The 22,939-nt window shown below is 35.5% G+C and carries 23 protein-coding genes; 19 read left to right on the forward strand and 4 right to left on the reverse strand.

From position 1 onward, the window contains the following. The first annotated feature begins 813 nt into the window (after window positions 1-813). The 6 genes from FC77_RS03310 to FC77_RS03335 all read left to right on the forward strand — a co-directional run bounded on the left by FC77_RS03310 (window position 814) and on the right by FC77_RS03335 (window position 6,584). Window positions 814-1,305 carry a hypothetical protein gene (locus FC77_RS03310; protein WP_056970117.1) on the forward strand — a complete coding sequence of 164 codons (492 nt, stop codon included), beginning with the start codon at window positions 814-816 and terminating at the stop codon, window positions 1,303-1,305. A 158-nt stretch (window positions 1,306-1,463) separates the two neighbouring features. After that, entirely contained in the window at window positions 1,464-2,669 is a 1,206-nt protein-coding gene (locus FC77_RS03315; RefSeq protein ID WP_056970118.1) for an SLAP domain-containing protein, read from the forward strand. Window positions 2,670-2,708: 39 nt separating this feature from the next. After that, complete coding sequence (locus tag FC77_RS03320; protein ID WP_054681658.1) at window positions 2,709-3,875, forward strand: SLAP domain-containing protein; 1,167 nt, start codon at window positions 2,709-2,711, stop codon at window positions 3,873-3,875. Window positions 3,876-4,009: 134 nt separating this feature from the next. Next, window positions 4,010-4,279 (forward strand): type II toxin-antitoxin system RelB/DinJ family antitoxin, encoded by a 270-nt coding sequence (locus FC77_RS03325; protein ID WP_056970119.1) that lies wholly within the window; start codon window positions 4,010-4,012, stop codon window positions 4,277-4,279. After that, window positions 4,269-4,637, forward strand: a complete 369-nt coding sequence (locus tag FC77_RS03330) for a type II toxin-antitoxin system RelE/ParE family toxin (protein ID WP_056970120.1) — start codon at window positions 4,269-4,271, stop codon at window positions 4,635-4,637. Before FC77_RS03325 ends, FC77_RS03330 begins: the two co-directional genes overlap by 11 nt. Window positions 4,638-4,745: 108 nt before the next feature. Beyond that, the gene (locus tag FC77_RS03335) at window positions 4,746-6,584 is read left to right on the forward strand and encodes a cation:proton antiporter family protein (RefSeq protein WP_056970121.1); all 1,839 of its coding nucleotides are present in this window, start codon (window positions 4,746-4,748) and stop codon (window positions 6,582-6,584) included. An 80-nt stretch (window positions 6,585-6,664) separates the two neighbouring features. Here FC77_RS03335 and FC77_RS03340 read toward each other — a convergent pair whose 3' ends face one another. Further along, complete coding sequence (locus FC77_RS03340) at window positions 6,665-7,435, reverse strand: MurR/RpiR family transcriptional regulator (protein WP_056970122.1); 771 nt, start codon at window positions 7,433-7,435, stop codon at window positions 6,665-6,667. Window positions 7,436-7,447: 12 nt separating this feature from the next. Then, window positions 7,448-8,539, reverse strand: a complete 1,092-nt coding sequence (gene aguA / locus FC77_RS03345; RefSeq protein WP_056970123.1) for an agmatine deiminase — start codon at window positions 8,537-8,539, stop codon at window positions 7,448-7,450. A 399-nt stretch (window positions 8,540-8,938) separates the two neighbouring features. On the opposite strand from aguA (FC77_RS03345), the gene argF reads away from it, so the two are divergent. The 8 genes from argF to FC77_RS03385 all read left to right on the forward strand — a co-directional run bounded on the left by argF (window position 8,939) and on the right by FC77_RS03385 (window position 17,153). Then, window positions 8,939-9,994: an ornithine carbamoyltransferase gene (gene argF, locus FC77_RS03350; RefSeq protein ID WP_056970124.1), complete on the forward strand. Its 1,056-nt coding sequence runs from the start codon at window positions 8,939-8,941 to the stop codon at window positions 9,992-9,994. A gap of 27 nt (window positions 9,995-10,021) precedes the next feature. Continuing rightward, window positions 10,022-11,377, forward strand: a complete 1,356-nt coding sequence (locus FC77_RS03355; protein WP_056970125.1) for an MATE family efflux transporter — start codon at window positions 10,022-10,024, stop codon at window positions 11,375-11,377. Then, window positions 11,374-12,123 (forward strand): amidohydrolase family protein, encoded by a 750-nt coding sequence (locus FC77_RS08360; protein ID WP_056970126.1) that lies wholly within the window; start codon window positions 11,374-11,376, stop codon window positions 12,121-12,123. Before FC77_RS03355 ends, FC77_RS08360 begins: the two co-directional genes overlap by 4 nt. A gap of 14 nt (window positions 12,124-12,137) precedes the next feature. After that, a complete protein-coding gene (locus tag FC77_RS08365; RefSeq protein WP_056970127.1) occupies window positions 12,138-13,001 on the forward strand; it encodes an amidohydrolase in 864 nt (287 codons plus the stop codon). Window position 13,002: 1 nt separating this feature from the next. Then, window positions 13,003-14,097, forward strand: coding sequence for an agmatine deiminase (gene aguA / locus FC77_RS03370; RefSeq protein ID WP_056970128.1), 1,095 nt, complete (start codon window positions 13,003-13,005; stop codon window positions 14,095-14,097). A gap of 20 nt (window positions 14,098-14,117) precedes the next feature. Then, window positions 14,118-15,065, forward strand: coding sequence for a carbamate kinase (gene arcC, locus FC77_RS03375; RefSeq protein ID WP_056970129.1), 948 nt, complete (start codon window positions 14,118-14,120; stop codon window positions 15,063-15,065). A gap of 173 nt (window positions 15,066-15,238) precedes the next feature. Next, window positions 15,239-16,543: an AAA family ATPase gene (locus FC77_RS03380; RefSeq protein ID WP_056970130.1), complete on the forward strand. Its 1,305-nt coding sequence runs from the start codon at window positions 15,239-15,241 to the stop codon at window positions 16,541-16,543. A 67-nt stretch (window positions 16,544-16,610) separates the two neighbouring features. Then, complete coding sequence (locus tag FC77_RS03385) at window positions 16,611-17,153, forward strand: RloB family protein (RefSeq protein ID WP_169790074.1); 543 nt, start codon at window positions 16,611-16,613, stop codon at window positions 17,151-17,153. 78 nt (window positions 17,154-17,231) lie between these two features. Here the strand turns inward: FC77_RS03385 and FC77_RS03390 are convergent, their stop codons facing one another. Both FC77_RS03390 and FC77_RS03395 read right to left on the reverse strand, forming a co-directional pair. Continuing rightward, on the reverse strand, window positions 17,232-18,197 hold the full coding sequence (locus tag FC77_RS03390) for a Gfo/Idh/MocA family protein (RefSeq protein WP_056970131.1): 966 nt from the start codon (window positions 18,195-18,197) through the stop codon (window positions 17,232-17,234). 13 nt (window positions 18,198-18,210) lie between these two features. Continuing rightward, a complete protein-coding gene (locus tag FC77_RS03395; protein ID WP_056970132.1) occupies window positions 18,211-19,005 on the reverse strand; it encodes a DUF6612 family protein in 795 nt (264 codons plus the stop codon). 159 nt (window positions 19,006-19,164) lie between these two features. Between FC77_RS03395 and FC77_RS03400 the strand changes: the two genes are divergently transcribed. From FC77_RS03400 to FC77_RS03420, 5 genes are all read left to right on the forward strand, one after another. After that, window positions 19,165-19,857, forward strand: coding sequence for a 2,3-diphosphoglycerate-dependent phosphoglycerate mutase (locus FC77_RS03400; RefSeq protein WP_054681643.1), 693 nt, complete (start codon window positions 19,165-19,167; stop codon window positions 19,855-19,857). Window positions 19,858-20,010: 153 nt separating this feature from the next. Next, window positions 20,011-20,298 (forward strand): type II toxin-antitoxin system HicB family antitoxin, encoded by a 288-nt coding sequence (locus FC77_RS03405; RefSeq protein WP_054681641.1) that lies wholly within the window; start codon window positions 20,011-20,013, stop codon window positions 20,296-20,298. 212 nt (window positions 20,299-20,510) lie between these two features. Further along, on the forward strand, window positions 20,511-21,077 hold the full coding sequence (locus FC77_RS03410; protein WP_056970133.1) for an aldose epimerase family protein: 567 nt from the start codon (window positions 20,511-20,513) through the stop codon (window positions 21,075-21,077). Between the two features lie 104 nt (window positions 21,078-21,181). Beyond that, window positions 21,182-22,288, forward strand: a complete 1,107-nt coding sequence (locus tag FC77_RS03415) for an LCP family glycopolymer transferase (RefSeq protein WP_056970134.1) — start codon at window positions 21,182-21,184, stop codon at window positions 22,286-22,288. Continuing rightward, window positions 22,288-22,893, forward strand: coding sequence for a glycerol-3-phosphate acyltransferase (locus FC77_RS03420; protein ID WP_056970135.1), 606 nt, complete (start codon window positions 22,288-22,290; stop codon window positions 22,891-22,893). Before FC77_RS03415 ends, FC77_RS03420 begins: the two co-directional genes overlap by 1 nt. Window positions 22,894-22,939 lie beyond the last annotated feature (46 nt).

Consider the following 22,939-nt stretch of genomic DNA (forward strand, 5'->3'; position numbering starts at 1 on the left):
AACATTGGCTTCATGACCTATTTGAATCAGTGTTGCACTTAATTTGATAATTCAGGGCTTAAATAAGTTTTTTAATTGAAATGTTATTTACAATATTTAGTTATAGTCTTATTATAATCATGTGTACGTATGTTAAAGATATTTTTAATGCGATTGGACGAACTTAAGTATATTAGTGGGAAAATAATTTTAATGGGAAATTAAGAAAATTGGAGATGCAGGCTGAGAAGGGTTGCTTCTCTATTCGTAAGTTAATTTTAAATAATATGATTTATCTGCTTCTGTGGATAAAATACTACAATTATACAGGTGCTAATTTTGATTCTACTGAGAATGAATCAAAGTTCAATCTGAGTATATTACAGGTTTAATTTTATTTTTCCAAGCTAATAAGCCAAAAATCCAAAACCGGACCAATGATGTAAATGCTGATCAGCAGCAAATAATTGCTGATTACCAACTACTCTACAGAATAAACTGTAGCTGTCTGTGATTTATAGAGTAAAGGTAAATATGTCAAGTTTGCTAACTTTATTAAGTAGTTAGTAGAATAAATAGAAATGCCACGAAGAATTTTTTCTTCATGGCATTTTTTTATCTTTAAATTGTAGATTTCTTATAATAGTTTGCTAACAAACTCTACTTATTATTCTAATGATGATATTAATCATTACTAATACTATAGTAGGAGCTGGATGTGATAGCTATTTATATTTGTAAGCGCTTATAACTGTTTTTTATGCTAATTAAAATCTTGCTAATCTAATGGTACACAAGCGCTTGTGACTATATCAAAATAAGGAAGGTCACACAATGAAGATTAGCCAAAAGAATTTTTTAACAGCATGGGAAAATAGGAAATTAGTTTATGGAGCTATGAAAAAATTACATATTTATAAGGATTATTCAGATTATGAGGATTTATTGCAAGATGGGGTTTGTCTTTATGCACAGATGCTTGAAGAACATCCAGACATGTCTCGTGAAGAAGTGGATAAGTTGAGTTTTCGTAAAATCATCTGGAACACAACGGATCGGTTACGGAAAATTCAACGCAATGATGAACATCGTTGTAATGTCCTCGAATGTTCGAACTTAGCAGAAGCGGTTCATTGGGACGATTTGATAGTCCTTAAGGATGAGGTGAATAAAATGTCTAAAATAGAACAAATAATTTTCTTTGAACACTTATTATTCGAAAACACTTTTAGCTCTTTAGTTATAAAATATGGAATAAATCGAAAACAATTGCAGCGTTTGAAACATAAGCTATTAATTAAGTTACAATGTACACTGAAAGAATAAATGTTTATTTTATTCTTAGCTTTTCTAAGTGCTGAAAGCTTTTTGTAATAAAAATGCGTACAATATTACTTTTTGACTACAAATCCATTTAAGCTATTGTCTAGACATGGTTTGCTAGATACAATATAAGTGTTCATTATAAGGAGGAAATTCAATCCATGAAAAAAAGATTATTCACTGGTTTTGCTGCCGCGGTTATGTTAACTTCAACTGCTATACCAGTTACCAACAAATTAATTGCAAAGACACCAGTAGGTACAAAGAAGGTATCTGCTGCTAGTACGTCGAGTGCCTTTTTAGATACTGCTGCTAAGCAAGCACAAAAGGCTTCTAAAAAGTACGGACTTTATCCATCAGTTATGATTGCACAGGCAATCGTAGAATCAAATTGGGGACAATCTGGCCTTGCAGTTAATGCTAACAACCTTTTTGGTATGAAGGCTGATGATTCCTGGATGGGTCCTACCTATACTTCAAAGACTAGGGAAGAGACCAGTGCAGGTAAGAGTTATTATGTTAATGCTAACTTTAGAAAGTATTCATCATATGAAGGTTCATTTGATGATAATGGTAAGAAGTTGCGTGAAGGTGTTTCATGGCAACCAACTCGTTATCAAGGTGCTTGGATTGAAAATGCATCTTCATATGCTGCTGCAACTAAAGCTCTGACTGGTACTTACGCCACAGCTCATAATTACAATACAATTTTAAATCAAAGAATTACTGCATATGACCTAACACAATATGATCCCAAGGTTTCTAATGCTACAGCCAATTACACAGTAAAGGCTTCTGGTTCAACTTACGATTGGCCAACTGATCACTCAGTTTCATCCACCTCAGGTTCTGTTTCTAAAGGTGATAATGTAACTGTTGATAAGACCATTACCTATTACGATGGTTCGCAAAGAATGCATATTGCAGGCAAAGGTTGGGTCGATGGTACTTCACTTGATACTGGCAGTGCTTTGCCACCAGCATCACAAGCTCCTAAGGGTGAGAAGAAGATCACCAAGATGCTCATGCATAATGCCTATATTTACAATGCAAAAGGCAAGCGTGTAAAGGGTATTAAAGCTTTAAAGGCTGATAATAATATTCCTACTTATGGTACGAAGACTATTAATGGTAAGTCATATTATAGAATTAGTACTAACCAATATATTGCCGCTGGTAATATTGATGGTAAGATGCGCGCTTTGAAGCATAATGCCTATGTTTACAATGACTATGGCAATCGTGATAATTCGAAGGTTATGAAGAAGAACCAATCAGTTGCTACTTACGGTTCTGCCGTTACTATTTATAGTAAGAAGTACTACAAGATTGGTACTGGTCATTATATTAAAAAAGCAAACTTTTAATTAATTTGCGCTTCTTAATTTAAGGGATGAAAATATTAAATGAAATTAAAAAGATTAATTACTACTGCTGTTGCAGCATGTAGTTTAGCTGCCGTTGTTCCCTTTGCAGGTGCAACGCAAACTCATGAAGCCAAGGCTACTACCATTAACAGCATGGCTAAGCAAGACAGTTATAGTGGTGTAACTTATTTATACAAAATGCTTCAAACTGAAGGTATTAAATATAATAAGTTTTATGGCAATGGTAATACTATTTATTATCGTAATGGTAAGCCGGAAGGTATCGTTATTCACGAAACTGCTACACCAAATGCTACAGCTCATAATGAAGCAATTTACTTTAACCGTGAATGGATGAATATGTATGCATATGTACATGCCTTTGTTGACCATTCATCTGTCATTCAAATGATGACCCCTAATTATGGTGTTTGGGGCGCCGGTCCTGTAGCTAACAATCGTTTTATTCAAGTTGAACTTTGTGAAGAGAACAATCGTACTAACTTTGCCAAGGGTGTAAATAATGATGCGATTTATGCAGCGAAGATGCTTCACCGTTATAATTTAAAGCCAACCAATGCTACTCACACTGGTAAAGGTACTGTATGGTCTCACCATGCTGTATCTAGATTCTTAGGTGGCACTGATCATACTGACCCAGATGGCTACTTTGCAAAGTGGGGTTACTCAATGGATCAATTTGTTCCGTTGATTCAATATTACTATGATTTACAAGCCGGTAGTACTGACAAGACACCAAAGGATCCAAGTACTCCAGCTACAAGTAACACCAATCCTAATGCTGATACCGATAATTCAACTTCTTCATCAAGTCAAGCTCCTGTCGGAAGCAAGAAGACTTTGATGCATGAAGCTTATGTTTACGATGAAAATGGTAAGCGTACTAATTCAGCTATGAAACCTGCTGGTACGAAAGTTACTGTTGCTGGTGAAAAGACCATTACTGGTATTAAGTACTTACAAATTGGTAAGAATCAATATGTTGTTGCCGGTAATATCAACGGTTCTAACCGGAAATTGACTCACAATGCATATATTTATGACACAGTTGGTATTCGTGTTGGTTCTTCTAAGTTGTACAGAGGTAACTACAGAAGAACTTATGGTGCTAGAGTGACTATCAATGGTAAGAAGTATTACCACATTAGTCCTAGCCAATTTGTTAAGGTTGCTAACTTTAGATAAATAAAATAATTTATCATTTAATTACGATCATCAGAAGATATTTTCTGGTGGTCGTTTTTTTGATACTATAATTCAAATATGAATTTATAGTAAGTGGATGTCGATCGGTGTACAATATAGATGAGGTGGTAAATATGGAAGATGCAAGGATTACGGCTAGGATTAATAGTAATGTAAAAAATAAGGCTGAAGAACAATTAAAAAATCACGGTCTGTCTATATCAGAATATATGCGTATTGTTGTTACTGAAGTTGCTAATAGTGGATTACCAAAAGATTTTGGTTATCCCAATAAAATGGTTCAAGATTCTTTACTTGAAACTGCCAATGCCTATGCTGATAATAGTAAACTTCACAAAGCTTCCAATCCAAAAGAATTAGAGAAGTTATTAAATGAAGACTAAGAATATATTTTTTATAAATAAATTTAAAAAACAATATAGAAAAGTAAAGAAAAATTTTGATTGGAACTCCATCTTTACTGGAACAGTGCCATTTGATAATAAAAAAAGATCTCCATGGGATTATATTATATATTGTTTGTTTAATAGTATAAAAATACCAAATTATTTTTATCCGCATCACTTAACTTTAACCAATAAATTTTTAAAACAACTTCAAAAAAGGTTTGGTCCAAATACTAAATTTCAAATTATAGAATTACATTTTGATGGTCATAGTGGAGATCACTTATTGATATATGCTGAGAATGATGAGAATATATTTTTAATAGCAATTGGATCACATAGTGATTTATTTTAAATAAATTATATTATGGGCAGTCATTAGACTGCTCTTTTATTTTATAATCAAGTAACATTTATAGTGAATATTTTGTATAATCTTCAATAAATGAAAGAAGGTAACTTTTTGGCACAATTATCATTATTTTTAGTTGTTTTGTTAGCGTTAGTCATTCCCATTTTTATGGCTCGTTTCAAATTTAATGCCGTACCAACAGCTGTTGCTGAGATTATCGCAGGCATTATTATGGGTGCAAGTGGTTTTAACTTAATTACCCCTATCCATGATCTATCTTTTCTATCCAACCTAGGTGTGATTATCTTGATGTTCCTGTCGGGGATGGAAATTGACTTTGATTTATTAAAACGAAAGAACAATCCCAAGGGAAAATCACAAGCTGGTAAGATGGTTGATCCTTTGCCAACAGCTGGATTAGCCTATATTAGCGTAACCATTATGGCAATTATTCTAGCCTTTATCTTGAAGTGGTTGGGCTTATTCAGCGATGTTATGCTAGCCACAATACTTTTTATGACCATTGCTCTTGGTGTGGTTATTGCCACGTTAAAGGAGAAGGATATTCTTAACCGTCCAATTGGTCAAACCATTTTACTCACAGCTGTAATGGGTGAAGTTATACCACTTTTACTTTTGACTATTTATGCCTCAATTAATGGTGGCAATGCTGAAAAATTGTGGTTGATCATTTTATTGTTTGCTGCGGCGATTTTCTTGCTTTGGCATTTCAAACAACCTTATTTATGGTTTACCAAAGTAACGAAATCTACAACGCAATTAGATATTCGTCTAGCTTTCTTCCTGATTTTTGCTTTAGTCACCGTTGCTATGCAGGTTGGTGCCGAAAATATTTTAGGTGCTTTCTTGGCAGGGATGGTCATGAAACTGCTTGAACCAAGCGAGGCCACCAAGGATAAACTGACTTCGATTGGTTATGGTTTCTTTATTCCAATTTTCTTCATTATGACTGGGGTAAACTTGAATCTGAAAACATTGTTTGCTCATCCAACATCACTAATGCTTTTACCAGTCGTTGTGCTCTTCTTATTCATAGCAAAATTACCGGTTGTGGCAGTGTACATGAGAAAGTTTGATAAGCGCAATGCGTTTGCGGGTGGCTTTTTAACGGCTACAACAATTACGATTGTCTTGCCAACTTTGGAAGTTGCTCGTAAGCTGCGTGCAATTACTTCAACCCAATCTGATGTGTTCATTTTGGCAGCTGTGATTGTATGTATTGTGTGCCCAATTGTCTTTAATGCATCCTTTAAATTGCGACCAGAAGATCGAATTAAGCAGCGTGTGGTTGTTTTAGGAGCCAACGCTCTTACTGTGCCGGTTGCAAACGATCTGCACGATAATTGGTATTTAGTCAATCTGTTTACTGCTAGTAATGAAAACTACAATACTTACAAAAGTCGGGTACCGAATTTAACTTTATTAAAGGATTTGGATGCTAAAAGCTTAGAAGATGCCGGTGTTTTTGATGGCGATATTTTTGTAGCAGCTCAACATAGTGATAAAGAAAATATTCGTTTAGCTAAAATGGCAAAGAAGAGTGGTATTTTCAAGCGAATTATCGTGTGCCAGAATCAGGCAGATGTAGCAACTGTAAAGGAGTTACATGATAAGGGAATGGAGATCTTTAACTTTAGTACGGTTACTTCTTCCTTAATGCGCGCTTTAATTGAATCTCCTGCTGTCTATAAAGTTTTGACAGATACTAAGAATGTCCTTTACTCAGTAGTTGTGCGCAATACCCGTTATACAGGACGGCAGTTAATGGACTGGGACTTCATTGATCAGATTACCGTTAGTCGTATTCGGCGTGGAAATCAGTGGCTTGCGCCGCATGGTTCAACCGTAATCGAGCCCGGGGATGAGTTAGTATTCTCAGGTAAGTTTAAGGCTGCTGACCATGTCAGACGGGTCTTAAGTGAAAAATAGGTATTATTAAATTTGATTGTATAAGAAAAACTCCTGAATTAGATTTTGTCTAGTTCAGGAGTTTTATTTTTAATTATTTTTTACTTGTTATAAATATACTGGTAGAGAATCAATTCCATAATAATTGCCACAGAAATGCGCGAACTAATATCTACACCATTAACTTTAAGCTCGTCTGTAAATAGGTAAAAGTTTATGTTACTTAGGTTCTGAATGGTGTTGTTGTCAGCACCGGTGATCGAAACAATCAGAGGCGCCTTATCTTTTTTAATTAATTCACTAATCAGTTGTATGAATTCTTTGTTTTCTCCGTTGTAACTCATAATAAAAACAATGCTATTTGAGTTTATTTGCTTTTCAGCTATTTTACGGTAATTTTCGTCTCTTGGGAAAAAGACTCTGAAGCCTGCCATTGAATAAATAAAATCTAAGTATTCAACTAAATGTTTTGTTGTGTCTTTCGCAAAAAAGTAGATGTCCGGCTTTTTGCGTAAGTCACTTGCTATTAAATTTAACTGTTTTTCCTTTAAAACGCGGATTGTTTCTTCTATGTTCTTTAAATAACTTTCCCTATAAGAATTATTTTCAGTGTAAAAAATATTTTTATCGGGGTTCTCATTCCGATTAATAAGAGTAAATTTGATAACTGTCGCAAATTCACTGTAACCCGAAAAGCCAATTTTACGGACAAATCTGATGAAAGTAGCGGTTGAGACGTATGCCATAGATGCAACGTCCCGAATACTTTTACCATTTATTTCTTCCATATTGGAAACAACAAATTCAAAAAGCTTATGTTCGTTTTCAGTTAAATCTTTTAAGTGCGAACTGGCTATCTCAAAGAAATTCATTGTTATATCCTCCTAATATCTAGGAATTGCTTTAATAACGGTGTGTAATCCACCGCCCCCGATTAGTATTTCGCGTACGGGGAATGGAATGATCCTCTTATTTGGATAAATTCTTTGTAAGTGCTTTTTGGTAATTTTATCTTGGGGATCATTAAATTCAGGATAAATAATAGCTTGGTTCAATGTAATGTAGCTAACATACGTAGCGGTCAAGACCTGACCAACTGCTCGCGACATGAGTCCGTTGATTGAATCAATTCCTTCACTCTCTTTTTTGGTTAACCTTTGCGGATGTGGTATTTGAAATTTATGAATTTTAAATTTTCTGCCCTTGACATCTGTAGCTTGGGATAAGATATCGTACGCTTCTTTGCAGGCAGGGTAGATGTGGCTATTCTTATCATCAGTCCAGGTTAAAGCAATTTCTCCAGGCTTGATAAAAGATACCATGTTGTCAATGTCGCCACCCGTTTCATCCAAAAAGTAACCATGTTTGAGCCAAATTATCTTTTTAGCACCTAAATATTCTTTCAATAAAATTGAAATGAATTTCTTGGTAGCACCGTTGTTTCTGTCTTCTGCTAAAAGAACGTCCTCAGTAGTAATAACAGTTCCTTCACCGTCGGTTATTACTGAGCAGCCTTCAACGATATTTTGGTTAGAGTAATAGTCTAACCTGAGAAGATCAGCTGTTTTGATTGCTAATTGATTGTCTTTTTTCCAAGGAAAATACAAACCGTCAATTAAACCGCCATAAGCGTTAAATTGAAAGTTAACAGCACGCACCTGTCCCAAATTATTTTTTAGGAAAATTGGCAGGGTATCTTGCGCCCATGCATCGTCTGAGGACATTTCGATGACCCTGGCAAAGTCTCCCACTTTGTTTTTAGCATTTTCGTATTGATCTTCATTGACCAGCATTGTGACTGGTTCAAATTCATTAATTATTTTAGCTAATTTAGTGAAAGCAATTTGAGCGGGCTTGCCGCCATTACGCCAATTGTCAGAACGTTCCGGCCAAATCATGAAAATCTCTTTTTGGAATGTATAATCTGGCACCATTTGATAATTATCATTTTTTGGAGTTGAATTTGTAATTTCCATAAATTATCTCCTTGTTTTTAATAACTTAACTGCCTTTATTTTGCGCCTTTTTACTTCCCTTTAACATAAGAATACTAAAGAAAATGAGTAGAGTTAACGAAAATGTAGCTTAATGCACCTACAGTCTTGAGTATATTAGGGAGAATGTGAAATGTAATAAATTACGGGGTCTTTGAAACAAATAATCACAAAATGATACATAACGGGGCTAATTTATTTTAGAAAAATACCTTCTAATACTGCCATTAATGCATTGTAAAATGTTTCACTATATGAAACATGGTTCCTTAGCTTTAACGATTTAGCAGAATACCTGGAATCGGTTACATTTTTAATAACTCCTTGTAAGATAAAAAATGTCAAGAGGAAATAAAAATTTTCACAAAGGAGTTATTAGTTATGGAAAAAAGAGATTACATCGATACATTTACGTTTTCAAAAGCAGAAATGCAATATATGGTTGATTTAGGTTTAAAGATCAAAGATTCAATCAAACATGGTTATTACCCACAATTATTGAAGAACAAGAATTTAGGTATGATTTTTGAACAAACTTCCACCCGTACCCGTAACTCAGCAGAAGCCGCTATGGCAGAACTTGGTGGTCATGCTCTTTACCTTGCACCTGGTCAAATTCAATTAGGCAAGGGCGGTCACGAAAGTTTAGACGACACCGGTCATGTTTTAGGCCGTTTGCTTGATATCTTAGGTGCCCGCGTTAACCGTCATGAGGAAATTGAAGGCTTAGCCAAGTATTCACAAGTTCCAGTTGTTAACTTTATGAGTGATAAGAGTCACCCAACCCAAGCTCTTGGTGATTTAACTACTATTGAAGAAAATCTCCCTAAGGGCAAAGAACTTGAAGACATTAAGTTGGTCTTTGTTGGTGACGCTACCCAAGTGGCAATGTCTACCATGTTCTTCTGTGCCCAAATGGGAATGAAATTTGCTCAATTTGGTCCTAAGTCAAATCAGATGCCAGCAGATGTTTTGGCACATGCTAAGAAGATTGCTGCAGCAAATGGCGGTTCAATTGAAATTTCTGACGATGAGAAAGTTTTGCAAGGTGCTGACTTCATCTATACAGATGTTTGGTACGGCTTATACGATAAAGAACTTCAAAAAGATCAATATATGAAGATCTTCTATCCTAAGTACCAAGTTAGTGATGACTTATTAAAGAAGACCGGTAACCCAGATGTTAAATTTATGCACTGTTTACCAGCTAGCCGTGGTGAAGAAGTTACTGCTTCTGTACTTGACGGAAACCATTCAATTGTTTGGGATCAAGCAGAAAACAGAAAGACCGCAATGCGTGCAATCTTTGTTTACTTATTGAATCCTAATATGAAACATGCTTCTAAAGCTTTAGCTGAAAGATATCAAGGCGAACTTGATGAAATGCTTGCTAAGGAGCCATATCAAGATAACAAGGAATTAGGTATTAAATATTAGTCTTTTACAAGATTGTAGGTGAGGATTATGAAGTCAGCTACCTCCCAAACGAACGAATTTGAAACAAAGAATGTCAATAAACTCTTTCTTAAGTATGGTTTTGTAACGTTAGCTGGGATGCTCGCACAATGTGTGATGGTCATGCTGGAAGCTATTTTTACTGGGAATGGCCTGGGAGCTCTTGGACTAGCTACGGTAAGTATTATTATGCCGGTAGAACTACTTAACGATGCGGTTGGTACTGGGTTAGGAATTGGGATTACAACAATTGCAGCCCAATATAAAGGAAAAGGAAATGATGAAAAGGCTAGGAAAATCTGGAATGATGGTTTCTGGTTTACCTTAATTTTCTCAGTTGCCTTAGCGATTTTAATTGCTGTATTTGCTAACCCAATAGCAAGCATTTTGGGAGCTAAGGGTCCAATTAAACAAATGACCGTTGAATTTATCCGGGTCTTTATGATTGGTTATCCATTTTGCTTTGTTGGTCAAGTAGGCGTTTCAATGCTGCGAGTAGATGAAAAGCCTGGTATGGCAAGTTGGATTACTGCCCTTTCAGCTGTAATTGCCATAGCTGAATTATACTGGGGCATCTTCATTGTTCACCTAGGAATTATAGCTTCTGCTATTTATTACGGCTTGAGTCTCGGATTATTCACATTTTCGATTATTCCGTTTCTTAATCCTAAGAATAAATATCATCTTTCCTTGAATTTAAAATTCAATTGGGCAGATTTGAAGCGTGCTATTGTTTTGTCACTGCCATTTATTTTAATAACCCTATCAAGTGCTATTTATAACTGGTTAATGAACTTAGTTTTAGGCCATTTTGGTAATAATAATGATATTGCTGCGTTTGGTTTGATTAACGGCTATATCTTCTATGTGTTAAATTTGGTTACTCAAAGTTTAATGCAAGGGATGCAGCCAATTGCTAGTGATAACTATGGTGCAAAATTACATGGACGTTTAATTCAATTATTGAGGATTAGTATTATTACCAATATTATTTCGGTAGCCTTTTTAACCATTATTTTTGCCTTGTTTGCTCACCCCATTGCCGCAATATTTACTTCAAATGCAACGGTAGTAAACATTACTGCCACATCTGGAATTATTGTAGTTGGGTTAACTGCTTTAGGCTCAAGCGTCAACATGATGTCTGGTTACTACCAAGCTATTGGTAAAGCTGGAGCTTCTACCTTCTTAGGAGTTTTGAAATTCTTAATTTGTGCTAGTCCTTTAGCTTTACTTCTCGCTTATACAGTCGGTATTAAAGGTATTTGGTTTGCACAGCCAGTAGCTGATATTATTGCCTTTGCTGTTGCTATGATTTTCTTAGTAAAGGAAATCCGCCTTAATAGGGAAGAGGAATACAAATGACCCATGCTGATGAAGTTGTAAAGAGTACGAATATTTGGACCGGAAATTGTGATGAGACTATTTATGGCGGAATTGCTATTAAGAATAATCGGATTATTTACGTAGGATTCCAAGATCTAGATAAATATGTTGATCCTGACACAAAAGTTTTAGATTATGGTAATCATTTGGTCATTCCGGGTCTTCATGATGGTCATGCTCATATGTTGATGACGGCCTTAATGCATTCGGGCAAATGTGCACCCCTTTATAACACCAAGTCTGAAGAAAAATGTGTGGAAATTGTTAAGAAATACGATAAACCTGAAAACTTAATCGGTGGTTGGCTTATTGGTATGGGCTGGTATCAGCTGCTCTTTGACAACAAGACTTTACCAACTAAGGAGAGTTTAGATAAAGCATTTCCAAATACACCAGTGATTTTGATGGATTCTAATTGTCATACTGGTTGGGTTAATTCCATAGCCTTAAAGAAACTAGGATGTACGGATGAAAATACTAAAGATAATCCTAATTTTGGTAGGTTAAAAAATGGTGAGCTCAGCGGTATTTTTGGTGAAGCAACCTTCATGAAGCTATCAACCAAGATTTTGATGGCTGATGAGTCAGCGATGGCTGATTTGTTAAGTAAAACTACTCACGGAATGAACGCTTTGGGTATGACTCAGTTAGATGATGTGGCTAGTGGTGCTGTTCCCCATTCTGATCAAATTCTGGATAGAAACTTGAAGACGAAGGCAAATTAACTGTCCGGGTTAATATGTATCCAACTTTGCTCGACGATTTCACCCGTATTCACCGAATGACTGATGAATGTGGCCGGGCTAAGGGTGACACTATGCTTGGAGTTGCTGGATTTAAATCATTCTTCGATGGTGTTTCCAGCATGCACACCGCGTTCTTATCGGAACCATATAGTGATGCTAAGACTCCAAACGACGTCGGGCACTTAACTGTAAAACCGGAAGAAATGCAACGTAGAGCATTAAAGGCCGCTAAAGAAGGTTACAACGTTAAGATTCATGCCATTGGTGATGAAGCAGTTACCAAAGCCTTGGATGTCTATGAATATGTTGAAAAGGCTTTAGGCAAGGATATGCCCAAAAATGTTCAATTTAATATTGAACACCTTGAAAACATCAAAGAAGCAGACATTGAGAGGTTAAGAGATTTACATGTTATTGCTTCAGTTCAGCCTGCACATGCTTTAATTGATCCTCACGGTGAAGAAAAAGATTTGGGTCAGCACCGAATAAAAATGATGTGGCCATTTAGACATTACCTTGCCCGTGGTGTGAAGATTGCTTTTGGAACCGATACTCCGGTTGTTGATTATAATCCGTACCAAAATATGTATAATGCGGAAACCAGGAAAGCAATTACCGGTGGAAAAGCTTGGGAACCACAGAACAGTGTTAATATCCAAGAAGCTTTACGAGCTTATACTTCAGGTTCAGCTTCATGTGCACACCGGCAAAATGAAGTAGGAACTTTGGAAGTTGGGAAATTAGCTGATTTGGCGGTTTTAAACCAAGACATTTTGAAGGTATCACCTGAGACAATGCTTAACACTAAAGCTGTAATGACAATGGTTAATGGAAAAGTAGTATATAGAGGTAATTAAGATGAAAACATTAAATTCAAGTCCAAAAAAAGATGGTTTTAGAATGCCGGGTGAGTTTGATGCTCACAAGGGTGTCTATATTCTTTGGCCAGAAAGGCCAGATAACTGGCGCAATGGTGGTAAGCCTGCTCAAAGAACTTTTGTTAAAGTTGCAGAAGCAATTTCTCAATTTGAACATGTTACTGTCGGGGTCAACGATGATCAATATGAAAATGCGGTAACAATGTTACCAGACAATGTTGAAGTAATTGAATTATCCAATAACGATTCCTGGATCCGTGATTGTGGAGCAACTTTTGTGAAGAATGATAAGGGCAGTATGCGTGCAGTAGACTGGCACTTTAATTCTTGGGGTGGTTTAGTCGATGGCCTTTACTTCCCATGGGATAAGGATGACCGTGTCGCTCAAAAGATGGCGGAATTAGAACACGTTGATCGCTACCGTTTAGATGACTTTACCTTTGAAGGCGGATCTATCCATGTCGATGGTGAAGGAACAGTAATTACTACTGAAGAGTGTCTTTTGTCTCAAGGCCGTAACCCACAATTATCGAAGAAACAAATTGAAGAAGTTTTGAAAGAATATTTAGGTGCTGAAAAGGTAATTTGGTTACCAAAGGGTATTTATCTTGATGAAACTAACGGTCATGTTGATAATATTGCTAACTTTGTATCTCCAGGTCACGTCGTTTTGGCATGGACTGATGATAAAAATGATCCACAATATGCTGCATCAAAGGCTGATTTAGATGTATTAGAGAATGCGACCGATGCCAAGGGCAGAAAGATTAAGGTAACTAAATTGTACTTACCAAAGCCAATTAAGATTACCAAAGAGGAATCAGCTGGTGTTGACGCTGTTGATGGTACTTTGCCACGTAAAGAAGGAGATCGTTTGGCTGCTTCTTACGTAAACTATTACACCGCCAATGGTGGTATTGTTTACCCATTATTTAACGATCCAAATGATAAAAAAGCCAAGGAAACTTTGCAGAAATGTTATCCTGACCGTAAAATTGTTGGCGTTCCTGCAAGAGAAATTTTGCTTGGCGGTGGCAATATTCACTGTATTACTCAGCAAGTACCTGAAGCCTAATTAGAGAAGAGGGTGAGCAAATGACGGCCAGAGTTTTAGTTGCATTAGGTGGCAACGCAATTTTATCTAAAGATGCTAGCGCTAGGGCGCAGCAGGCAGCTTTGAGGGAAACCAGCAAACAATTGGTTAAGTTTGTTAAAAGCGGTGATGAATTAGTCATCGCTCATGGTAACGGACCACAAGTTGGTAACCTGTTATTACAACAGGCGGCTGGTTCAAGTGAAGAGAATCCGCCTATGCCAATTGATACTGCTGTAGCAATGACTGAGGGTAGTATCGGTTATTGGTTGCAGAATGCACTAGGAGAAGAATTAAGCAAAAATAATCTTGCTCAAGAAGTTGCTACCGTAGTAACCCAAGCAATTGTTGATTCAAAGGACCCATCTTTTAAAAATCCTTCAAAACCAATTGGTCCGTTCTATAACAAAGAAAAAGCTGAAGAAGTTAAGAAAGAAAATCCTGAATTTACGATGATTGAAGATTCTGGTCGTGGTTATAGAAGGGTAGTTCCTTCCCCAAAGCCTTTGGCAATTAAAGAAGCCAATACTATCAAAGCAATTATTGATTCTGGTAATATTCCAGTTGCTGTCGGTGGCGGTGGTATCCCTGTCGTTCAAGAGGCCAACCGCTTAATTGGCAAAGAAGCAGTCATTGACAAAGATTTAGCTTCTGAAAAATTGGCTGAATTAATAAAAGCTGATGAGTTAATTATTTTAACCGCTGTTGATAACGTTTATGTTAACTTTAATAAACCGAATCAAAAGAAGTTGGAAGAAGTAACTGTAGCCGATATGAAACGCTTTATTGCTGAGAAACAATTTGCTCCAGGCTCAATGCTTCCTAAGGTACAGGCAGCCATCTCCTTTGTTCAGAATAGTAAGAATCCTGATGCGAAGGCAGTGATTACCTCACTCGAAAATGTAGAAGATTATCTGAATAATGGTACAGGAACTATAATTAAAAAATAATAGTAAAATACCAATTTTGAATTCATTTCATTGACTAATAACTATAAAAAAAGACTCAATTTCGATAAAAAATCGAAGTTGAGCCTTTTTGTGCTTTATAAGATTTAATCACAGAATTCTGTGATTAAATGGCAAAATATGCTAAAATTATGAATAAAAGGGGGGCTTTAATAATGTTAATTGAATTTAAAGTTAAAAACTTTGCCTCTTTTAAAAATGAGACAATTTTATCAGCTGAAACCGGTGAAAGACTTAGAAAGTATAAGGGTATAAATACTTTTGAAGATGGCCCAGTTTCTCTATTAAAGAATTTATTAATACTTGGGCCTAATGGATCAGGTAAAACTGAATTATTAAATGCTCTTCGTACAATGGATAGAATCGTAGAACGCGGGGGAACTGCTTCGGTTACAGATCAACTTCCATATAATCCATTTGCTTTTGATCCCGATGAAACAAAAGGAGATACTGGATTCAGTATAATAATTCAAGTTGCTAATAAAATTTATAATTATTCTTTTAAATATAATGCTGATGAGATAACTTATGAGAAATTATCTTTACTTTCAGGAGATAAAGAAAAAATTTATTTTGAAAGAAAATTGCAAAGGTTTGTTAAATTACCTAAATCTTTAGAAGGACTTTCTTCGAAATTAAGAAAAAATGCTCTTTTTTTATTTCTTGCGCAACAAAATAATGACCAAAATTCTGCTAATGTTTATCGTTGGTTCAGAGAAGATCTTATTTACGTAACTTCTGAGCCAATTGGTATCCCACAATATTTATTGGGATTAATTAAAAATAATGATTTGAAAAATGAATTAGTATCTTTTTTAGAGTTTGCTGATTTTAATATTATTGATTTAGAAGTAGAAAAAGTTCCGCTTACAATTAATCCTGATATGAAAGATTTTGCCGATAAAATGAATTTACCCATGTCGGTAAACTCATTACAGTTGTTCACAGAACATAAAGTATATGATTCAAGTGGAAAAGTAGTTGGAAAACAGAAAATGCCAATATTGGCTGAATCTACTGGAACAGCACAAGTATGTCTTATTGCTTTATTAATCATTTGGGCTCAAGTACATAAAAATAATAAAACTATTATTATGGATGAATTTGATAATTCGCTACATCATGAATTAGCTAGTGCATTAATTACTATTTTTAATTCAGCAGAAAACAATAATCAATTTATATTAACGACCCATGATTTACAGTTATTAGATAATAATCTTAGAACTGATCAAATTTATTTATTAGATAAGGATTTTAAAGGTATCAGTGATCTGAAATCAATTTTCGATTTCAATGATTCTAGAAATATAGGAAGATCAGATTTATCACTTGCTAAGCGATACTTAAAAGGCAGATATGGTGCAATGCCAGTTATTGATGTTGATGGATTGATGGATGTATTGAAATCTACATATCAAAAATTAAATGGAGATACAAATGAGTCGAACAAAGCGTAAACATGTTTCTGTTAAGAAAAGTATTTATCTCTTTTGTGAGGGTGAAACCTAAGCAAACTATTTCAAAATGTTAAAGCAAAAGTATAGAAGTTTTAGTGTTTCTGTTTTAGATCCATCTAGATCCGGTATAAAGATAAAATCACTGGATCGTTCTGGTGAAGAATTAATTAATAAGGCGATAAACGATAAAAAGAAAAATAAACAAATAAAAGCTAATGATCCTATCTATGTAGTTTTTGATAGGGATAAACATGATAAAAAAGAATTATTAAGATGTAAAAAATTAGCACGAGAAAATAATATAACAATATTATTCTCATCTATTTGTTTTGAAATTTGGATTTTAATGCATTTTGAACCAGTTTTTAGTAGTTATAGTAGTGATGAACTATTTAAAAAACTTTCTGGTCCTAAGTATTTTGATCAAGATTATAAAGATTTTAAGGGTGTAGATATTAGAAAATTACGTCCATTTTTATTTGATAATGTTCAATTCGCCAAAGACAATGCTGATAAATTATATAAGATTCATCACGACATGATTAATGATGATCCTTTTACTAATGTAGGTAATTATTTAAAAGAAATTTTTCAAACAAATGAACTTTGAAAGTTATGTATATTTTTCTGCATGCAAAAACCGCTACCTGATTAAAGATAACGGTTTTATTTTATTCTGATTCACAATTTACATATATGATTTCTTAGCTGCAACCAATACGTCCATCACAGCCATGCTGTGATCAAATAACTTATTAGCTGTTTTAGTATCATGATGATCAATGATTTGAACAAAGTCATTGAACTCACTTGCCATCCTGTGCGGATACTTGTTGAGTTTATGGTGTTTTACTTCGCCGTCTTTTGGATCAACGCTGAAGTTAGATAAGACACCAGGTGAACCATCGAAGTAAATAGTTCCCTTTTCACCTTCAATATAAGAACGCTGGTTAGCATAGGAATCTTTTGCTGCAACCAGGGATGCCTGCATCCCTGGATAAATCATATTTAAAATGCCCGAAGTATCGATACCCTTTTGCATTACTGGGTAATACTGTACCTTCTTTGGCTTTCCAAATAAACCAACTGCTAGGTGGATGTTATAAATGTTAATATCCATCAAGGCACCGCCATCTTTCTTAGGATCGAAGACCGGTTCAATAATACCCTTCAAGAAGTTATCGTAACGGCTTGAATATTGGGTAAAGTTTAAAGATACGATGTGGATAGGAGCAATTTCACTAAGATCTTTTTTCATTTGCTTGTAGTTTTCCAAGTGAATGTTGGTGATTGCTTCTACTATGATCCGGTCGTTTTCATCTGCAATCTTTTTAAGTTCTTTAGCCTGGTCAATTGTTTCAACCAATGGCTTTTCACAGATGACGTTTTTGCCAGCTTCAAGAGCTTTTTTAGCTACATCATAATGCAGAAAGTTGGGAACGCCGACGTAAACTGTGTCGACGGTTGAATCGTGGTAGAGACGGTCATTATCAGCGTAAGCTTCCTTAATATCATATTTCTTAGCTAGATCTTGCGCTATGCCTTCACTACGTTTAGTGGTAGAGATGGCAGCAAGCTCTAAATTATCAATTTTGTTTGCAGTTGTTAAAAAATCGTGGACGATCTTTCCACTGCCAACAATTCCTAATTTCATTGTTAAGCCTCACTTATTTCTTACTCTTGTTGTTCTTAGGAAGTGGTTTAGCATTCAGTGCAGTTTCAGGTACCCTTAAAAAGTCATGGCTGCCGAAATTACTATAAACTTGACCTAAGCGGAGTTTCATTGAATTTCCTATCTTCATATTAACAAAGTACTGGAAATTCGTTAGCTTTTTGTTTTTAACAACCATTTTAACGGTCATGTTTTTATATTTACCATACTTTTGGATACGCTGGAAGGCTTTTTCCTGCTGTGGGCTTTGACCGGTTGTAGTCCAAATTGGGTCAGCAGCTTTCTTCATTAAACTCTGGTTGCTAATATTAGCTGTCAGGGTATAAGTGTTTTTATTGCGCTTCATTTTATAAGCGTTGGTCAAGGTGGTAGAAGGATTGAAAATCAACTTGTTATTAACCGTTGCATCGACCATATCTGCATAACTGTGACCACTGAAATCATCAAGCTTTGTTCTGTACCAGGTATTTTGCCCGTTTAGATACAGATTATTCATATTAACCCATTCTTCAGCGTTCTGAGTCTTACCCTTATTTTGGGTTTGGTAGTTAATGTGGAAGACGGTTGGGGTACCACCAAAACCAGTATCAGTCGTGATTACCTGTGCGGAAGTATCTGTACCCAAAGTGAGCGACTGTTTTACTTGTCCGCTCTTAAAGCTTTTTTGTGATTTATTAATTACTTGAGTTTTGGTTAAAATAGGTTGCGCTTTTTTTTGCTGCTTAGAACAACCCGTTACAACCAAAGCTGCTAATACGGTAATTCCAACAATTAATTTCTTAAATTTCATAATTAGTAATAAATCTCTTTCCTTATTATTAATAGCAAACTCTATTGTATCGTAAATCTAAACCTTAAAAAATGTTATTTTTTCGTTTACCTCTATGAAAAAATTTTTTAAATGTGTAAAATAATAAATGAAGAATTGAATTTTCAAAGGAGATATTTCATGTCGAAATTAGTTTTAATTCGTCACGGTCAAAGTGCATGGAATCTTGCCAATAGATTTACTGGTTGGATCGACGTTGACCTTTCAGATGAAGGTGTTAAAGAAGCCAAGAATGCTGGTAAGTTAATTAAGGAACATGGCCTTGAATTTGACCAAGCTTATACTTCAGTATTAACTCGTGCTATCAAGACTTTACACTACGTACTTGAAGAAAGTGACCAACTTTGGGTTCCAGAAATGAAGACCTGGAGACTTAATGAACGTCACTACGGTGGCCTTCAAGGTTTAAACAAGACCAAGACTGCTGAAAAGTATGGTAAGAAGCAAGTTCATATTTGGCGTCGTTCATACGATGTTTTACCACCAAAAATTGATGATGATTCTAAGTACAGCCAAGTTCATGACCGTCGTTATGCAAACCTTGATCCCCATATCATTCCGAGAACAGAAAACTTAAAGGTATGCCTTGCAAGAGTTATGCCATTCTGGGAAGATCACATTGCTCCAGACTTACTTGCTGGTAAGAACGTTGTTATTGCCGCTCACGGTAACTCACTTCGTGCATTGACTAAGTACATTGAAAACATTTCTGATGCTGACATCATGAACTTAGAAATGAAGACCGGTGAACCAGTTGTTTATACATTTGACAAGAAGTTGAACGTTGTTAACAAGGAAAAGTTGGACAAGTAATTTATCTAACTAAAATAAAGGATTCCTAACCAAGTGGTTAGGAATTTTTTATTGGGCAAAAAATAATTATAAGTCATTTGCTAAGTCATTTCCTATTTTTGGGGTTATCATTAATACTGAAGTGTCAACACATTATGAGGGGGATGTAGTAAATTGAACCATAAAATCGTAACCTATCCAGCAATTTTTAAACCACTAGAAAATGATGTTTATGTAATCAGTTTTCCAGATGTTAAAGGAGCCATTACAGAAGGTCAGGGCCTCAAAGATGCTATGAAGATGGCAGCCGACACACTAGCAAGTCGCCTTTATAATAAAGAGAAGCTGCCTAAGAGCAGTAATCCCAAGGATATAAAGACTGCGGATGATGGGTCTTTTGTCGCCTCTGTTTCAGCCGATTTAACTGAAGCGTCTCGTGATCGTATCGATTACCAAATTTAAATAGGAAAAACATCCCCATTTGGGATGTTTTTTATTAACTAGAAATTTTTACCTATTTTTGGTTGATTAATGTAAAAAATGTTTAATGTGATATTGCTCGTAGATTAATCGCTTTCATTAGTCGAGTTGTAGAATGAAAGCTCTCTTTCTAAAATTGACAGTCGCACTAGTTAAGTGCTATTTTTTAAAGGAAGAAAGTTTGGGGGTGAACTATGCAAACAATTGAAAACTCTCTTTTGCACGTCTCTATTGATGAGAATGGCGCACAAATGACGAACTTAATATCTCAGAGCGGTAGTGATTATCTTAAAGATGGTAAAACACAAGAGAAGATAACGGTTGCTTTTCCTTCAATGGATGAAGAGAAAAATTGGGCTAAACTTTTACCGTGGACCGTTGTTGATAAAGGTGATTCTCGTATCAGCCTTACCCTAATTGATAACGATGAAAGTTATAAAGCCTTTTCTTATCACTTTGAAGTTGTGCTGACTTATGCTCTTGAAGGTAACCGTATAAACGTAGATTTTTATTTAAAAAATAATTCACACAAAGAGATGCCTTTTTCGCTAGCATTTGTTTTACCAATTATAGAAGGTTGGACTAGTAAAGAAGCGGTTAACGAAATTGATCTTAATAAAGATAAGAAGCAAGAGGTAAAATTCGCATCAACTAACTTTAATTTGGCCGTTAAGAATAAGCAGATAACTGCCGTAATGAACGATTTAAAGTTAGCAGGTGGCAGTGATCAAGATTTTAAATTGACTTTGACATTAAGCTAAAGAATATAACGATTTTAATAAGATATCGAAAGCAAATCAGCAGTGGTTTGCTTTTTTTGCTATAATAAATTCATTGCTAATTAACAATACAGGTAATTAAAAATATGAGGAATAATGAAAATCATCCTAGTAAAACTAGGGTTGAATTACATTCAAAAGACTATAAGAAAAAGAGTCGTGTTTTAGCCTGGATAATAAGCATTATAGCCATACTTGTAGTGGCGGCAGCTGCCTATTCGACATATGTTTATTTTAAGACTAAGAATGCAGTTGATCATACTTATGACACTAATAATCGAGTGGAAGTAAAAAATGGCGAATTTAATGGTAAGAAAAAATTCGCTGTTTTGCTTATGGGCACTGATACCGGTGCATTAGACCGAACTGAGAAAATGGGTAATACGGATACAATTATCTTGGCAGTCGTTAACCCAGAGAAGAAACGTTACACTTTGATGTCTATTCCACGTGATACCATGGCTCAGATGGTAGGTTCTAACCAATTTCGGGTTGAAAAGATCAATGCTGCCTATTCACTTGGTGGTGCCAGAATGTCGATGGCGAGCGTTTCTAAATTAATTAACGTTCCAATTAAGTATTATGCCCTGGTCAACATGGGTGGAATTATGAAGATGATCCGGTATGTTGGTGGCATTAATATTCGGCCAACGCTCAGCTTTGAGTATGGAGGCTACATCTTTAAGAAAGATAAATTAACTCATATGGGTGGAGCAGGAGCCTTAGCCTATTCCCGTATGCGCTATGATGATCCTCAGGGTGATTATGGACGCCAACAGCGTCAGCGCCAGGTAATCACAACTCTAATTAAAAAAGCTGTTTCAGTCAGTACCTTGTCTAACTTAGATTCAATTTTGTCATCTATCTCAGGTAATGTTCGTACTAATTTACCCTTTAATGCTTTACAGCAGATTGCTGTCAATTATCGTGGAAGTGCTAAGACGGTTAAGAATGATTATCTTCACGGTACTACTGCAGAAATTGATGATGCTTCTTATCAGGTACAATCTACCAAAGAATTGCAGCGTGTCTCTGATTATGTTCGTGGAGAGCTGGGACTCGATCCTGAAACGATTAATAATAATGAAACTTACCAAAATGAACGCAATATTCAGCGTGGTTTTAGTTTCACTAGTTCTAAAACTCAGAATTATAAAATCTATGATGATTATACCGAAGAGGGTGGTAGTTGATGGCGCGTATTTGGGCTACGCTAATTGGTTATGTGTTTGGTAATATTTTATCTGCAATGCTTGTAGGACGCTTTGCTTTACATGTAGACCCGACTCACTATGGATCGGGTAATCCTGGGACAGCAAACATTGGTGTTGTTTTTGGTAAAAAATGGGGTATAATAACCTGCGCGGGTGATTTATTAAAAACGGGAATTGCTTTGCTTATTGTACATTTGCTATTTCCCGATAAGATCAATTTAGTTTACGCCGGTTTAGGTTTAATCTTAGGACATTGTTTTCCCATCTTAAATCACTTTGATGGTGGTAAAGGAGTAGCTATTGCAGCACTTCTTTCTATCATTTATGACTTTCGTGTGGGCTTGATTACCCTGCTCATTGCACTACTATTGACAATAGTAATGCAAAATTTGACGATTCCGTCATTAATGTTTATTCTTTTGTTTAGTATTTATGAAGTAACTCAAACAAGGGAGGCAGGAATTGTTTTTCTAATCATTACCGCAATTATGGCCTTTAAGTTTAGGCATGATATCGTTGCTTATTTTACCGGCCATGGTAAAAGGGTTGATATTTTGTATTCAATTAAGAAAAATTGGGTATGAAAGTGCGGTAATGGAGTATCTGTTTTTTGTAAGGACATAGACTAGA

The organism is Lactobacillus acetotolerans DSM 20749 = JCM 3825 (assembly GCF_001436775.1).
Classification (GTDB): domain Bacteria; phylum Bacillota; class Bacilli; order Lactobacillales; family Lactobacillaceae; genus Lactobacillus; species Lactobacillus acetotolerans.